This is a genomic window from Herminiimonas sp. CN, from assembly GCF_000622895.1.
In the GTDB taxonomy this organism is placed as follows: domain Bacteria; phylum Pseudomonadota; class Gammaproteobacteria; order Burkholderiales; family Burkholderiaceae_D; genus AVCC01.
On record NZ_AVCC01000041.1, the window covers coordinates 1 to 12,666 of the forward strand.

The following is a 12,666-nucleotide window of genomic DNA, read 5'->3' on the forward strand; positions in this document are numbered from 1 at the left end:
ATTAGTTACCAACCTCAGACGTGAAAATCCATGTTGCTTCTCTAGTAATTCAAAGATGGAATAAGTAATAAAATCAGCGTTTTACATGCCGCGGAATTCATTTCTTGATTGAAATTCCACAGAAATTAGCGTTCATCTGAGGTTGGTAACTAATCAGGAAGATTTTCCTGCCTGGATCAGTTCTTTGCCATAGCGTTCGCGCAACTGACTTATCGGGAATCGCTGCGCGACATCGAAGTCAATTTGCTCGCACAAGCCCAACCGCGTAGACCACCGGTGTTTGGCCGCGCGGCGCATAGCAACGGCCACGCACATTGGTGTTGACGACGGCCGTCTCACTACCCCAGAGAATCTCTGCGCCCTCGGCTTTAGCGCGCGCCTCAATGGCAGGATACAAAATTACACCGACCTGCCATTATTCGGCCCACTGGAGTGGATCAATCTTTCGCGCAACTCCCGGGTGAATCTCCCGTCATTTTCTAACCACGTCTCAGTGGAATCTTTGGCCGACGCTGTGACCTTAAAGCAGATTTGCAGTAGAGTCGCGTCAGGATCGGTTAGCGGGCACTTCGTCCACGTGTATCGCGCAGACAACCGAAAACGGAAACACCAGCACCGGTCCAGATTCCGGCAAAACGCCAGAGGGCCGGTGCTTTTCTTGCCTTTTCACGCGTCGATCAGGCGCCGCGAAATACCGGCGGACGCTTTTCCGCGAAGGCCGTGAAGCCTTCCTTACGGTCTTCCGTGTCGCGCAGAACGCCCCACAGCATGTGGGAAAAGAGAATCCCGTGCTCCAGCGGCATGTCCTGTCCAAGAACGGCCGCTTGCTTCGCAGCCTGCACGCTGAGCGGCGCCGCGCTGGCGATTTTCTCGGCATAAGAGCGCGCCAGATCGAGCAGTTGGCCCGGCTCCACCACGTCGCTCACCAGACCGTAGCGCAGAGCTTCCTCGGCGCCAATCATCTCGCCGGTGAGCAGCATCTTCATGGCCACCGCCTGCGGCATGACGCGCGGCAGCAACTGAGTGCCGTTCAGCCCGGCGAGGCTCGCCACCTTCACTTCGGTCAAGCCGAATTTAGCGTTGGAACTGGCGATGCGCATGTCGCAGGCGAGCGCGATTTCCAGCCCGCCGCCAATGGCGAAGCCGTTGATCGCGGCGATGATCGGCTTCCACATTTTCATGTGCGGCACGATCGGCTGCCCTTCGCGCAAATAGGTCGCAGCCATGCATTCGGTCGGTGGCGGCGATTTTTTCATATCGGTGCCGGTGCAGAAGGATTTCTCCCCGGCCCCGGTGAGGACCGCGACGCGAATGTCGGGATCGGTCCTGACGCGCTCCCAGATTTCGGTCAGGCTGGCCGTGGATTCGGGATCGAGCGAATTCATCGCTTCCGGGCGATTGAGCGTGACGTAGGCGACGTGGTTGGTGACTTGCAGATCGACTGGCATTTTCTTTTCCTTTGTATGTACGAGAGGAGCCCCGGTCAGGCGGTGGTGAAAAGGTTGTAGGTTTTCCCTTCGCCGAGCAGTTTCTTGGCGATCGACATACGGTGGATTTCGGAGGCGCCTTCGACAATACGCCAGATCCTCACCATGCGGGCGACGTATTCGATGCCCAGCTCGCGCGATACGCCGAGCCCACCGTGCAATTGAATCGCCCGGTCGGCGATGTTCGTCAGCATTTCGGTGGCGGCGACCTTGAGCGACGAGGCTTCAAGGCGCAGATCCTTGTGTCCCTGGTCCGACTTCCACGCCGTGAAGTAGAGCATCAGACGCACGCTCTCGAGTTCCATCGTCGAATCGGCGATCCAGTTCTGCACGGTTTGCCGGTCGGCAAGCGGCGCGCCGAAAGTGCTACGCATGTTGGCCTGGTCGATCATCATCTGGATCAGGCGCTCGCCCATGCCCGTGCAATGCGCGGCCAACTCGATGCGGCGCACGCCGAAGCGGTTTTGCAGGGGAATGAAGGCGTCGCCGACTTCGCCGAGGACAGCGTCATCGCCGACCACGACGTTGTCGAGGAATACCGACCAGCTCGGCATGGCGCCGATGACTGAAATGGCATTGCCGATCTGCACGCCCGGCGTGTCCTTGTCGAGCAGGAAGGCGGTGAATCGCCGCTTAGCCGGCGCATCCTTGTCGGTGACCGCAATGCAGATGAAAAACAGCTTTTCCTTGTCGCACTTGCTGATGAAGATTTTCGAGCCGTTGATCACCCACTTGCCGTCCTTGCGCACGGCGGTCGTCTTGAGTCCGCTGATATCCGATCCGGCACCGGGCTCGGTGACCATCATCGCCGAATCGAGTTCAGCGCGACAATATGGGTCGAGGTACTTCGCGCGCTGGGCGTCCGTTCCGCATTCGTTCAGGTAATAGAGATTCGGCGCATCGGGCGGCAGCGTGAAGCCGTGGTGCGAGAAGCCGACCAGCGACTTCGACATCTCCTCGACAACCAAGGTCTTGGCCATCATGCCCAAACCCTGACCGCCGAATTTCTCGTCGACCTCGATGCCCCAGAAGCCCATTTCCTTCGACACGCGCATCAAGTGCGCGTGCGCATCGTCGGGAAGCAAATGGTAACCGTCGGTCCACATGCGCATCTCGCGCTCTAGCAGCACATGTTCAAGGGGCATCAGTTCATTGGTGGTAAAGCGTTGCGCAACCGACTTCAGCATCACATATTCTTCAGGTATCGAGAAATCCATGTCTCACTCTTTTGTCTAGAATCGTAAATTCAACTCGAGGCCAGGCTGCGAGCCATTCGGCGTTGCAGCAAATCTTTCCCTCGCTCTTCCTTGCCGTTCGTCGCCCGGGATTTCGCACCGTTGCCGCAGCACGGCCCGGCTGCCACGGCTTTTTCACGAACGCTCAGACCAGAACATCGTCCTTGCTCAGTGCTTCTATCTCTGCCTCGGAATACCCGAGCATGCCGCCCAGCACCTCTTTCGTGTGTTGCCCGATCGACGGCGCCGCGGTCTCCATGCGGACCGGCGTTGCAGAAAAAACGATCGGGGCGCGGTTGTAGAGACTGACGCCAACCTCCGGATGATCGAGGTAGGTCCACAAGCCGCGCCGGCGCAGGTGCTCGTCCTCTATCGCCTCGCGCGCGTCATTGACCTTGCCGGCCGGCACCCCGGCACGCAGCAGCGTATCCATCAGCCAGTCTGCGTATTGCCCGGCGGTCCAGGCCTCGATGCGTGCGTTGAGCTCTTCCTCGTTCCGTCTCCGTGATTCGGCGGTCGAAAAATGCGCCGCCTCCGCCCACGGCGGATTACCCATGACCTGCCGCAGCGCCACCCACTGCTCGTCATTGAACACGGCAATGGCGATCCATTTGCGATAGCCCAGAGTCGTGTAGACGCCGTGCGGCACCGCCTCCGGATCGCCGTAGCCGAGCGGCCCGAGGGACTCACCATTGGCGGCGTAGGCCATCGGCTCGCTCGGTGTCATGCAGATCGCCGATTCAAGCTGCGAAAGGCTGACTGTCTGCCCCCGGCCCGTCGTTTCCCGTTCGAGCAGCGCGGCCATGATGCCGAACAGCGTATGCGTCGGCACCATCACGTGGTCGGTGTAATTGGTGCCGGTGCCGAACGGCGGCTTGCCGGGAAAACCGGCGCGCGCCGTCAGGCCGCAAAGCGCGTTCAGATTGACGCCGTAGCCCATGTAGCGGCTGTGCGGCCCGGACGTGCCCTGCAGGCTCATCGTGACGTAAATCGCGCGCGGGTTGATCTTTTGCACGTCTTCCCAGCCCAGATTCCACTTTTCCATCTGACCGACGCGAAAGTTGTTGATGACGATATCGCTCTTCTCGATGAGCCGCACCGCCACCGCGCGCGCCTTGGGGTGGTTCATGTCGAGCGCGAGATCGCGCTTGTTGGCGTTGCGCGCGGCAAAGTAGCCGCTGCGGTCGAGCCCGGTGCCGATGCCATCCTTGAACGGCTCGCCCTTGCGCAGGATATCGGGGCGCTTGACGCTTTCGATCTTGATTACGTCCGCACCACACTGGGCAAGCACGCTGGTCGCGATCGGACCGGCGCCCACCCAGGAGAAATCGCAGACGACGATGCCCGCGAGGGCGCCTTCAGCGCTGTTCGGCATGGACCGCTCCTGTCGTTATCAGTTGATCGACCTCGGTGGCCGAATAGCCACTCTCGGCCAGGACCTCGACCGTGTGCTCCCCGAACCGGGGCGCGTTGCGGCCGAACCGCCACTGCAATTCGCCGAACTCGTAGGGCGCCCCCGGATAGGTGATGTCGGCGCCGAGCGTCTCGTTATGCACCGTCTGCCAGAAATTGCGGTGCCGCAACTGCGGGTTTTCGAGCAAATCCTGGCCGTCGCTCACCGGCGTCACCGCGATGTTGTAGCGCTGCCCGGTCGCATAGACGTAGGCCTTGTCGTGCGCCCGCGTGTAGCGCTCGAAGACCCGGCAAAACGTGGCGTAGCCTTCGTCCGAGGTGCGATACGCGTAGTCGATCCATTTGTCGTCGTCGAAGACCTGCCATTCCTCGACGCCCTCTTCCTGCATCCATTTCACGAACGGCACCCACATTGGCTTGTTGCGGCCCATGATCGCGACCAGCGCAATGTAGCCGTCGGCGCACGGATGCAAGGTCGCGCCGCCCGCCTCGCGCCCGCGCCCGCGCCGGATCTTGCCTTCCAGATCCCAGAACTGGGCGGCGTTTTCGAGCGCCATCACCTCGGCCTCAATGCAGGCGACGTCGACGAACTGGCCGCGCCCGGTGCGCCGCGCACCGAACAAGGCGATCGAACTGCCGACTGCGGCATAGGCCTCGGCCATTCGATAGGCCTGATTGTCCGGCGCGCGCACCGGCTTGTCGCCGTCCACCCCGGCCAGATAGAGGAAGCCGCTCAGGGCCGAACAGGTGAGATCCGAGCCCGGGTAGCCGGCCAGCGGGCCGCTGTGGCCGAAGGGGGTGATCGACGTTTGTACGAGCTTCGGGTTATCTTGGCTCAACTCGGCGTACGACAGACCGAGGCTGTCGAGGTAGCCGGGCACGCAGCTGTCGAGCAGCAGGTCGGCGCTCTGGCAGAGACGGCGAAAGACAGCGCGCCCCGCCGCCTGCGTGAGATCGATCGCCATGCCGCGCTTGCCGGCATTGAAATACAGATACGGCAGACTCGCCTGCGGCCCCGGGGTATTCCGAAAAAACGGCCCGACGTGCCGCAGCGGGTCGCCCGCCGGCGGTTCGAGATGAATCACGTCGGCTCCAAGGCCGGCATACATCCTGGCCGCGTACGGCCCGAGCTCGCCCGTGAGGTCGAGCACCCTGAGCCTGGAGAAATAGTTCTGTTCCATCCCGCTTTCCCGATTGCCGGTGTCATCGTATGCCCGCCGGATCAACCGGCGAACAGACTCCGACCGCCGCACACATACAAAACCTGCCCCGAAACGAACCCAGCCTCGTCATCCGCCAGGAAAAGCACGGTCTGGGCAATGTCGTCGGGATCGCCAAGCTTTCCCGTCGGCTGCCGCGAGAGCAGGAACCGCTGATCTTTTTCCGGCAACTCGTCCCACATCGGGGTGTGAATCAGCCCCGGCGCGATGCAGTTCACGGTAATGCCGCCACGGCCGAGCTCGATCGCCAGCGCCCGCGTCATCCCGACGACGCCGGCCTTGGCCGACGAATACGGCGACTGGCCGGCGCCCCCGAGCCAAGCGCGCGAGGCGATGTTGATGATGCGGCCGTGCTTGTTATTGACCATGTGGCTATGAACCGCCTGCGAGCACAGGAAGGTTCCCTTGAGGTTGACGTTGATAGTGATGTCCCAATCGGCCTCGCTAAGCTTCCGGAGCGCGCCGGCGCGTTCCATGCCGGCATTGTTCACCAGCACGTCGATGCGGCCGAACTCGTCGACCACGCGCTGCACCATGCCCTCGACCGCTGTCTTATTGCTGATGTCGGCGACCGCGCCGAGAACGCGGAAGCCGCTCGCCCGGAACGTTTCGACCGTGTCATGCACCTTCTGTGCGTCGATGTCGTTAATGACGACCGCCGCGCCCTTTTCGGCAAACCGCTGCGCCGTCTGCAGCCCCATCCCGCTGGCGGAGCCCGTAATCAAGGCGACCCTGTTCTCTATTCCCATTTCAAGCCCCCAATCACTACATCGACATCGAAAAATAAGCGCTCTTGCCACCGCAGACGAACAAGGTCTGCCCGGTAAGATACTTGGCCGAATCCGCCGCGAAGAAACGTACCGCCCGCGCCACATCGTCGGCCGTCCCGAGTCGCTTGACCGGGATGCCGTTGACCAGCTTTTCCTTCTCCGCTTCGCTCGTGGCCGCAGTCGCAATATCGCCCTTGACCACGGTGTTGACCGTCACGCCATCACGCGCCGTCTCCAGCGCGGCCGAGCGCGTCAGGCCGAATAATCCCGCCCGCGCTGCAGCGGCGTTGGCCTGGTTGGCCAGGCCAAGGTAGCCAAGTTCGCTGATATTGACGATCCGCCCGAAACCGTTTTCCTGCATCCCCGAAACCACCTCGCGAATGAAATGAAACGGTGCAGCAAGTGCCGTATTGACGGCCGCGCCGACATCACCGGCGCTAAGCGCGCACAGCGGCTTGGCAGCCACTTCGCCGGCATTGTTGACGAGGATGTCGATCCTCTCGAATTCCGTTAGGGCTCGCTGAATGCAAGCAGCGATCGACGCCGGATCCGCAGTATCGACCTCGATCGCCAGAACCTTCACGCCGCAATCGGCCACTCGCTCGGCAAGCGCCTCCACCTTGTCGCGCTCAGCCCCGGCCAAGGCCAGCCGCACCCCGTCCGACGCTAGTTGCAGCGCGATCGCCGCGCCGATTTCGTCGCCGGCGCCGACGATCAGCGCCACCCTGTTTTTCACACTCGCTTCCATCGCCCTGCCCCCTTACCAGTTGCTGACCAGCATGTGCATTGTGCATGCCGCGTGCTCGGTTCCCGACAGACCGCCGCCGGTCACATGCGTCATCGCCACGCGCGGGATAGGATCGACCTGATAGCCCGGGCATTGATTGCGCATCTGCTTGACGCTGGCGGCGATTTGCGCGGCCCCCGAGGCGCCGATCGGATGCCCATACGACAGCATGCCACCACGCGGACTGACTACGCACTTGCCGCCATACGTCGTCTGACCGTCGCGCAGAAACTTCAGTCCGTCGCCCTTGGGGCAGAGGCCGAGGGCCTCGTAGTACAAGAGTTCGGCAATCGTGAAAGCGTCGTGCAGTTCGACGATGTCAACATTCTCCGGCCCGATTCCCGATTCCTCGTACAGTTGCGCCGCCGATTCCTCGGTGATGTCGTCGCCGGTGATATCGCGCGGCCGGTTGTGGTACGGCCCCGAGCGCACGACCGAGCCGGCGACGCGGACCGGCTTGTCGATCCCGAGTTTCTTGACCATTTCCTCGGAGCAGACGACCACGGCACCGGCACCGTCGGCAATGGCACAGCACTGCTGTAGCGTCAGCGGCGAGGCGACGACACGCGAGTTGACCACTTCCTCGATGCTGATCTCGCCCTTGAACCAGGCGAAGGGATTATTCGTTGCATGCCGCCGGTTCTTGACCGTGATCATGGCCAGATCCTCGGCCGTGGCGCCGGTCTCGTACATGTAGCGCTGGGCGCGCATCGCGTACTTGCCGGTCATCACCGCGCCATGCACGGTCTCGATGTCCGACATCGCCGTGGCGAAGGCCGTGCCCTGCGCCATGTGCATCGTGTGGTTCTCGCAGCCGATGCCAATCGCGATTTCGGCGAGACCCATGGCGACATCGCGCACCGCCATATGCACCGCCATACCGCCCGCCGAACACGCGCTCTCGACATTGATGATCGGCAAATGACCGCACATGCCGAGGTCTTTCAGCACCGTCTGCCCGGTGACCATGCCATTGGTGCCATTGCCGATATAGGCGCTCTGCACCATGTCCGGGCGACTGATATTGGACGCTCTAAGCGCCTCCAGGGCCGCCGCGCGACCTAGGACGTCGAAGTCGACATTATGCCTGCCGAATTTTGTTTCGCCGACACCGGCGATATATACGTTGCGCTGCAATTTCATCTTTTCTCACCCAGGTAGCGTTAGTCTTCGACTTTGCGGAATTTGTAGCTGATCAACGGCACACCGTCGCGGTTGTCGCGCACCGGTCCGACTGTCAGTTCCACTGCCTCATCGCAGAAGAAAGTCTTGGGCTCGCCCTCCAGTTGCGCGAAAATGCGTAGGTTTTCCGGAAGATCGATGTAGCCGAATGAATACGGGGTTTTCATTCCGGCCTGGCCGATGTAGTTGTCGCTGAAACTGTAGAGCGTTCCCCGGCGGCTCAGAGGCACGACTTCGAACTCCTCTCCCCAGCAACTCGGACAAAGACTCAACTTGGGAAAATCGAGCTGTCCGCAACTCTTGCAGCGGTAGCCTTTCAGATAAGGCTTGCCGCCGTCGGTGGGCACCTCGAGCAGATCGGGATGAAAGAAAGTAGCATCGGGCTTCTTTTCCGGTTTTTTCTGATTCTTCTCGTCGGACATTGCAACCTCCTTTGAAAATCGTAAATTATCGTAAGTGACGCATTATTGCGCGTCGAAGCTATTGGCAACAATTGGTGCGAACACTTAGGCACTAAGGAGTGCCCCCATCCGGGTTCAATTGCGGGCTGTAACTGGGCAGGTAAAAAACCTCGGTCTTCGCCTTGTATTTCTTCCAGCCACGCCTTTACCGACTTGCTGTGATGGACCCGCAAATTATCCAGAATCAGGAATATTTTTTCTTTGCGCCTTTGATCGGCGCAGCCAGAAACTCGATTAGCTTGCCGGCATTGAAGTTCTCGTCAATGATCATCCAACGCGCTTTGCCCTGATTGGTGACGGCAGAAATCATCGACAACTTTTGCCGTGCTCCGCCAACCGCGTAGGCTACCGGTGTTTGTCCTTGAGCAGTTGCGTGAATTCGAGGCTGGTGAACTGGCTACCCTGATCGGTATTGAAGATGTCCGGCGCACCGTAGCGATGGATCGCTGCTTGCACCGCATCCATGCAGAAATCCGTCGTCAACGTATTCGACAGCTGCCATGACAGCATCCGTCGGTTGGCCCAGTCCAGTACGGCAAACAGGTACACGAAACCGCGCTTGAATGGGATGTACGTGATATCTGCCGCGAACACCTGATTGGGACGATTGATTTCCAGATTGCGTGCAAGTACGAATAGGCGGCATGTGCCGGATGGCGGCGGTTGGTGTTGGGCTTCTTGTACAGAGCTTCGATGCCCATCTTCTTCATCAGCGTGACCGGATTGCTCTTTCGTACTCCAGAGCAGTCCGGCCATCAAGGTCAATATCTCGTACGAGAGTCCTTAATCCCCGCCACGCAAATTTTGAACTGTGAATAGCGAAGGAGGATTAAGGCTCGCATCGCTAATCGATCTGAGTTTCAGTGTCGTACAGTGCTGCGCCTGTGCATCGAACATCGAAGCAGACGTATAGAGTGCAATCCCCGCATTTTTATTGGCCGGTGCATGATAGGCAGAATCACTGAATGCAACGCTCCAGCGCTTCCAGAGATCGCCCTTCCGATCATACATAAGAATCATCGGAAACACCGATGTCTGCGCATCCATGTACATCACGCGCTTGCCGATCGGGCTTGCTTTGCTCGTCGGCGTTCCTTCCAGCACGTGCACAACCCGCAGTGACCATGGCGTATTGTGGAAGCAGCCGCCCTTGCCTGCGAAGGTCGCCTGCCCGTAGCCATCCGCATCTCTCGGTTCGGTATTTTTCCATTCGCTGTGCTTATATACCGGCATCAGCATGGCTTTGGTCTCGACGTACTTCCAGTCCATGTCAAGAACCCGGCCGTTGTAGCCCTCAAAATCCTCGATCATGAGGTCCGACCCCAGGAACGAATCCGTAGTCTGCCCCGTTGCCAGGCGTCGCACGCGGCGCTGAAATCCCAGGTACAGATAGGAATCATCCAGCTTGGCATCGTCGTCATATCGCTGGATCAGGAGTTGGGTATTCTTCAGGTCGTTCGGGGCAAGAACCTTCAAATAAATCCCTCGATAGATCTTTGACGGATTCGGCTCAATATCGGATTTAGGTTCTTGCGTAGTGCGATGTTTAAGGCTTATGGTATGAAAGTCAAGATCAAGCTGCCGTTCCGCCTTGCCGGTTTTTGCATCCTTATAAGACCAGATAAAGGGATAGATGCGACCACTGTCCCCAATGATCTGTGTGTATTTGTAATTGAAGGCTAATTTTTCCCCAGCGCGAGGATCACTCTTCTCCGGTTTCATGGGGAACGGCCGACCCGCCACATAACCATCGATCGTACCGGGACTACTGCCCAATTTCACTTGCGACGCATATTTCTTGGTGGCCGCGACGTAGTTGGGATTGAGGGCTATTGAGCTCGTTTTTTCGATAGGGACTTCAAGACTCCCCTGTTCAATAAATGCATAAGTGGAGGAATCGAACAGTTCCTTGAACTTCTGTACGTTGCCCTTGTTGATGGTCATCCCCGCGGTGAGGCCGGCGAAACTCGGCATCCCCGCCTGGTAGGGATTGAACGAGGCTTCGACGTCGGCCTCGGTTGCGGCCTGCGTGCTGCCGACAAGACCGGCGAGCAAGATGGGCAGCAAGGTTTTGAGATGTTTTTTCATGGGGTGTCTCCTCGGTGATCAGAACTTGTAGTTAACCTTGACGTAGATGTCATTTTCATTGAACGCGGCACCAATCGGGCCGGCGCGGAAACGACCGAGCGGTTCTAGACCAGACAGACCGCGCGAACCGGGCGTGAAGGGATCGGCGTCACCACTCGGGGCTGTAAAGGGCGCCCACGGGTTACACGAACGGCAATCGTCGAACTTGTACCGATCATTGCCATCGGCTCCCTTGTAGTTGGCGCCGAAGGTCAGCTTGAGGTCATTGCTGACGTTCCACTCAACCTGGGGTGCAACGGCAAAAGCCCGGGCATTGAAGTCTCTAGCAAACATGATCTGCGGACTGACCGTGCCATTACGGAGGAAGCCCTTGATCAGCAAGGTGCCGATAAAGTTGTTTTGAAAATCGGGGATACCCACGGTGCCGAGCGTACCCTGTTGGCGTTCATGCTGGAAGATGTGTTGCCAGAACAGTTGTCCCGAGATGAGCGTCGCCGATGTCTCGCTGATGAACGGAATGAAGGTTGGGCGATCCACCCCGATCACCATGCGCGAGACATTATTTTTAGAAAACAGCTCTTTTCGGGCGGTGTTTTGAAATTCTTCCCCTTGGGTAACCGCCAGCTCCGTCCGGATCGCAGCGCCGACGGCCGGCAACTGGAAGTCCATCGAGCCGCCGACCAGATTCACCCGTGGAAACTCCATGTTAAAGGCGATCAGAGAAGGCCAGCTGCCCTGCGATGCGCCAGTGAAGCCGTTGACCCCCCCTATTCCACCATGGAGCGAGGGCAACTGCGACCGGTAGGTCAGGGCATTCAGGGAGAACGACAGGCCATCCTTGCTGACGCCTTCGTACTTGACGCCCAGCTGCGTGTTCTGCAGGCTCCACTCGGGCAGATTCACCTTGTTCAGGCCGATCTGGTGCGCGCCGAAGTTGGTCGCCATCTGAACGCCCGGTGCAACGTTGGCGAAGTTCGCCACCGTACCGCCGTTGTCCCACAGGTTGGCCATGCCGCGGAAGAAACAGCCCGCATCGAGGATCGCGTTGGGCGTGCCGCACTGGCCCAGGTTGCTGGGGCGAAACTTATCGAAGTTCCAGACCACCTGGAAGTTGCGATCTTGCATCGACTCGCTGGCGCCCATCCGGTATTCTGCCTGGGCAATCCACATCGGGATGCGGATTTCGGAGAGTTCGTCGTAAATGTTGTTGCGCGAGTAATCAATCGGGTTGATCACGTCCAGCACCCGGAACAAGTCAGTACGCCCCCAGACGACTTGCTGTTTGCCAACCTTCAGGAACAGCGAATCGCCATTTGCAAGACCGAAGGTCTTCTTGGCATAGACTTCACGCAGGAAATCCCAGCGGTCGTTGAACTCGGGCGCTTCAAGTTCGCGCAGACTCTGATTGCCATAGCCACCAAAATCGCGACAGCCACGCGAATCGGTATCGCAGGGTCGAACCGGCACGGCGAAGGCGACGCCACCGTTGATGTCGTGCCAGCGATCGCCAAGCACCCGGAAGCCTTCGTTCGGGCTGGTCGGGTAAGAATCTACAAACTTGTTGTCGACCAGGCCAAGTCCCGCCACAGCCGTGTGGCCCAGGCCGGCGCCGTAGGGCACGGAGACGTAGCCGCCGGGCGTCGTCGTCTGCAGATTGACCGCACCGCCGGCATTGCGGCCGTACTCGCTCTTGTTCATGCGGTAAACGCCGTCGAAGCTGCCGCGCAGAATGCTGTGCAGCCCCCAGCCGTCGCTCAGGCTCTTGTCCGCTTCCACCTGCAGGGTGTTGCGGAACTTGGCGAGGCCGACACTTTCGCGGCGTGCGGTGTGATTTTCATAGGTTACATCCACGTTCCAGGGAGATGCCTCTTCGCCCAAGGATGGCAGGTTGTCGGCGGCCGACACCTGTCCGGCAATCGCCATGGCGGCAACCACCATGGCCAGGGGCACACCCCGGTGCTGCTGTCTCAATTCCATGTGAATCCCTCCAATTAGCGCTGTTGATCAACTGCTGCATTACCAC

At 59.6% G+C, this 12,666-nt stretch carries 10 protein-coding genes and 4 pseudogenes; 1 reads left to right on the forward strand and 13 read right to left on the reverse strand.

Annotation, left to right across the window (positions count from 1 at the left end; all coding sequences use genetic code 11):
- Window positions 1–165 precede the first annotated feature (165 nt).
- Window positions 166–255, forward strand: a pseudogene (locus tag HMCN_RS18660) (DUF4372 domain-containing protein); the annotation flags it as partial.
- On the opposite strand, the pseudogene HMCN_RS19265 reads toward HMCN_RS18660, so the two are convergent.
- The 13 genes and pseudogenes from HMCN_RS19265 to HMCN_RS0110265 all read right to left on the reverse strand — a co-directional run.
- Window positions 248–394 (reverse strand): annotated as a pseudogene (locus HMCN_RS19265) (IS630 family transposase); the annotation flags it as partial. The pseudogenes HMCN_RS18660 and HMCN_RS19265 sit on opposite strands and share 8 nt — an antisense overlap.
- Before the next feature lie 283 nt (window positions 395–677).
- Complete coding sequence (locus tag HMCN_RS0110210; protein ID WP_025917295.1) at window positions 678–1,448, reverse strand: enoyl-CoA hydratase/isomerase family protein; 771 nt, start codon at window positions 1,446–1,448, stop codon at window positions 678–680.
- Between the two features lie 35 nt (window positions 1,449–1,483).
- The gene (locus tag HMCN_RS0110215; RefSeq protein WP_025917296.1) at window positions 1,484–2,704 is read right to left on the reverse strand and encodes an acyl-CoA dehydrogenase family protein; all 1,221 of its coding nucleotides are present in this window, start codon (window positions 2,702–2,704) and stop codon (window positions 1,484–1,486) included.
- A gap of 163 nt (window positions 2,705–2,867) precedes the next feature.
- Entirely contained in the window at window positions 2,868–4,097 is a 1,230-nt protein-coding gene (locus HMCN_RS0110220) for a CaiB/BaiF CoA-transferase family protein (RefSeq protein ID WP_025917297.1), read from the reverse strand.
- Window positions 4,081–5,316 carry a CaiB/BaiF CoA-transferase family protein gene (locus HMCN_RS0110225; RefSeq protein ID WP_025917298.1) on the reverse strand — a complete coding sequence of 412 codons (1,236 nt, stop codon included), beginning with the start codon at window positions 5,314–5,316 and terminating at the stop codon, window positions 4,081–4,083. Before HMCN_RS0110225 ends, HMCN_RS0110220 begins: the two co-directional genes overlap by 17 nt.
- A 41-nt stretch (window positions 5,317–5,357) precedes the next feature.
- On the reverse strand, window positions 5,358–6,230 hold the full coding sequence (locus tag HMCN_RS17595; protein WP_369792148.1) for an SDR family NAD(P)-dependent oxidoreductase: 873 nt from the start codon (window positions 6,228–6,230) through the stop codon (window positions 5,358–5,360).
- Window positions 6,121–6,861 (reverse strand): SDR family NAD(P)-dependent oxidoreductase, encoded by a 741-nt coding sequence (locus HMCN_RS0110235; protein WP_202962659.1) that lies wholly within the window; start codon window positions 6,859–6,861, stop codon window positions 6,121–6,123. The genes HMCN_RS17595 and HMCN_RS0110235 overlap by 110 nt, the downstream gene beginning before the upstream one ends.
- A 24-nt stretch (window positions 6,862–6,885) precedes the next feature.
- Complete coding sequence (locus HMCN_RS0110240; RefSeq protein ID WP_025917301.1) at window positions 6,886–8,055, reverse strand: thiolase family protein; 1,170 nt, start codon at window positions 8,053–8,055, stop codon at window positions 6,886–6,888.
- 20 nt (window positions 8,056–8,075) lie between these two features.
- The gene (locus HMCN_RS0110245) at window positions 8,076–8,516 is read right to left on the reverse strand and encodes a Zn-ribbon domain-containing OB-fold protein (protein WP_025917302.1); all 441 of its coding nucleotides are present in this window, start codon (window positions 8,514–8,516) and stop codon (window positions 8,076–8,078) included.
- A 106-nt stretch (window positions 8,517–8,622) separates the two neighbouring features.
- Window positions 8,623–8,916 (reverse strand): annotated as a pseudogene (locus HMCN_RS18665) (transposase); the annotation flags it as partial.
- Window positions 8,916–9,271: pseudogene (locus tag HMCN_RS19570) on the reverse strand (transposase); the annotation flags it as partial. The pseudogenes HMCN_RS18665 and HMCN_RS19570, both read right to left, overlap by 1 nt.
- 67 nt (window positions 9,272–9,338) lie before the next feature.
- Entirely contained in the window at window positions 9,339–10,643 is a 1,305-nt protein-coding gene (locus HMCN_RS0110260) for a DUF1329 domain-containing protein (protein WP_025917303.1), read from the reverse strand.
- A gap of 18 nt (window positions 10,644–10,661) precedes the next feature.
- A complete protein-coding gene (locus tag HMCN_RS0110265; protein WP_025917304.1) occupies window positions 10,662–12,620 on the reverse strand; it encodes a DUF1302 family protein in 1,959 nt (652 codons plus the stop codon).
- Window positions 12,621–12,666: the final 46 nt, after the last annotated feature.

Bases quoted from the DNA above. Each gene is read 5' to 3' on its own strand.
- HMCN_RS0110260 (WP_025917303.1), bottom strand. From the start codon at position 10,643: ATGAAAAAACATCTCAAAACCTTGCTGCCCATCTTGCTCGCCGGTCTT.
- HMCN_RS0110215 (WP_025917296.1), bottom strand. From the start codon at position 2,704: ATGGATTTCTCGATACCTGAAGAATATGTGATGCTGAAGTCGGTTGCG.
- HMCN_RS0110265 (WP_025917304.1), bottom strand. From the start codon at position 12,620: ATGGAATTGAGACAGCAGCACCGGGGTGTGCCCCTGGCCATGGTGGTT.
- HMCN_RS0110240 (WP_025917301.1), bottom strand. From the start codon at position 8,055: ATGAAATTGCAGCGCAACGTATATATCGCCGGTGTCGGCGAAACAAAA.
- HMCN_RS0110225 (WP_025917298.1), bottom strand. From the start codon at position 5,316: ATGGAACAGAACTATTTCTCCAGGCTCAGGGTGCTCGACCTCACGGGC.
- HMCN_RS0110245 (WP_025917302.1), bottom strand. From the start codon at position 8,516: ATGTCCGACGAGAAGAATCAGAAAAAACCGGAAAAGAAGCCCGATGCT.
- HMCN_RS17595 (WP_369792148.1), bottom strand. From the start codon at position 6,230: ATGTGGCGCGGGCGGTACGTTTCTTCGCGGCGGATTCGGCCAAGTATC.
- HMCN_RS0110210 (WP_025917295.1), bottom strand. From the start codon at position 1,448: ATGCCAGTCGATCTGCAAGTCACCAACCACGTCGCCTACGTCACGCTC.
- HMCN_RS0110220 (WP_025917297.1), bottom strand. From the start codon at position 4,097: ATGCCGAACAGCGCTGAAGGCGCCCTCGCGGGCATCGTCGTCTGCGAT.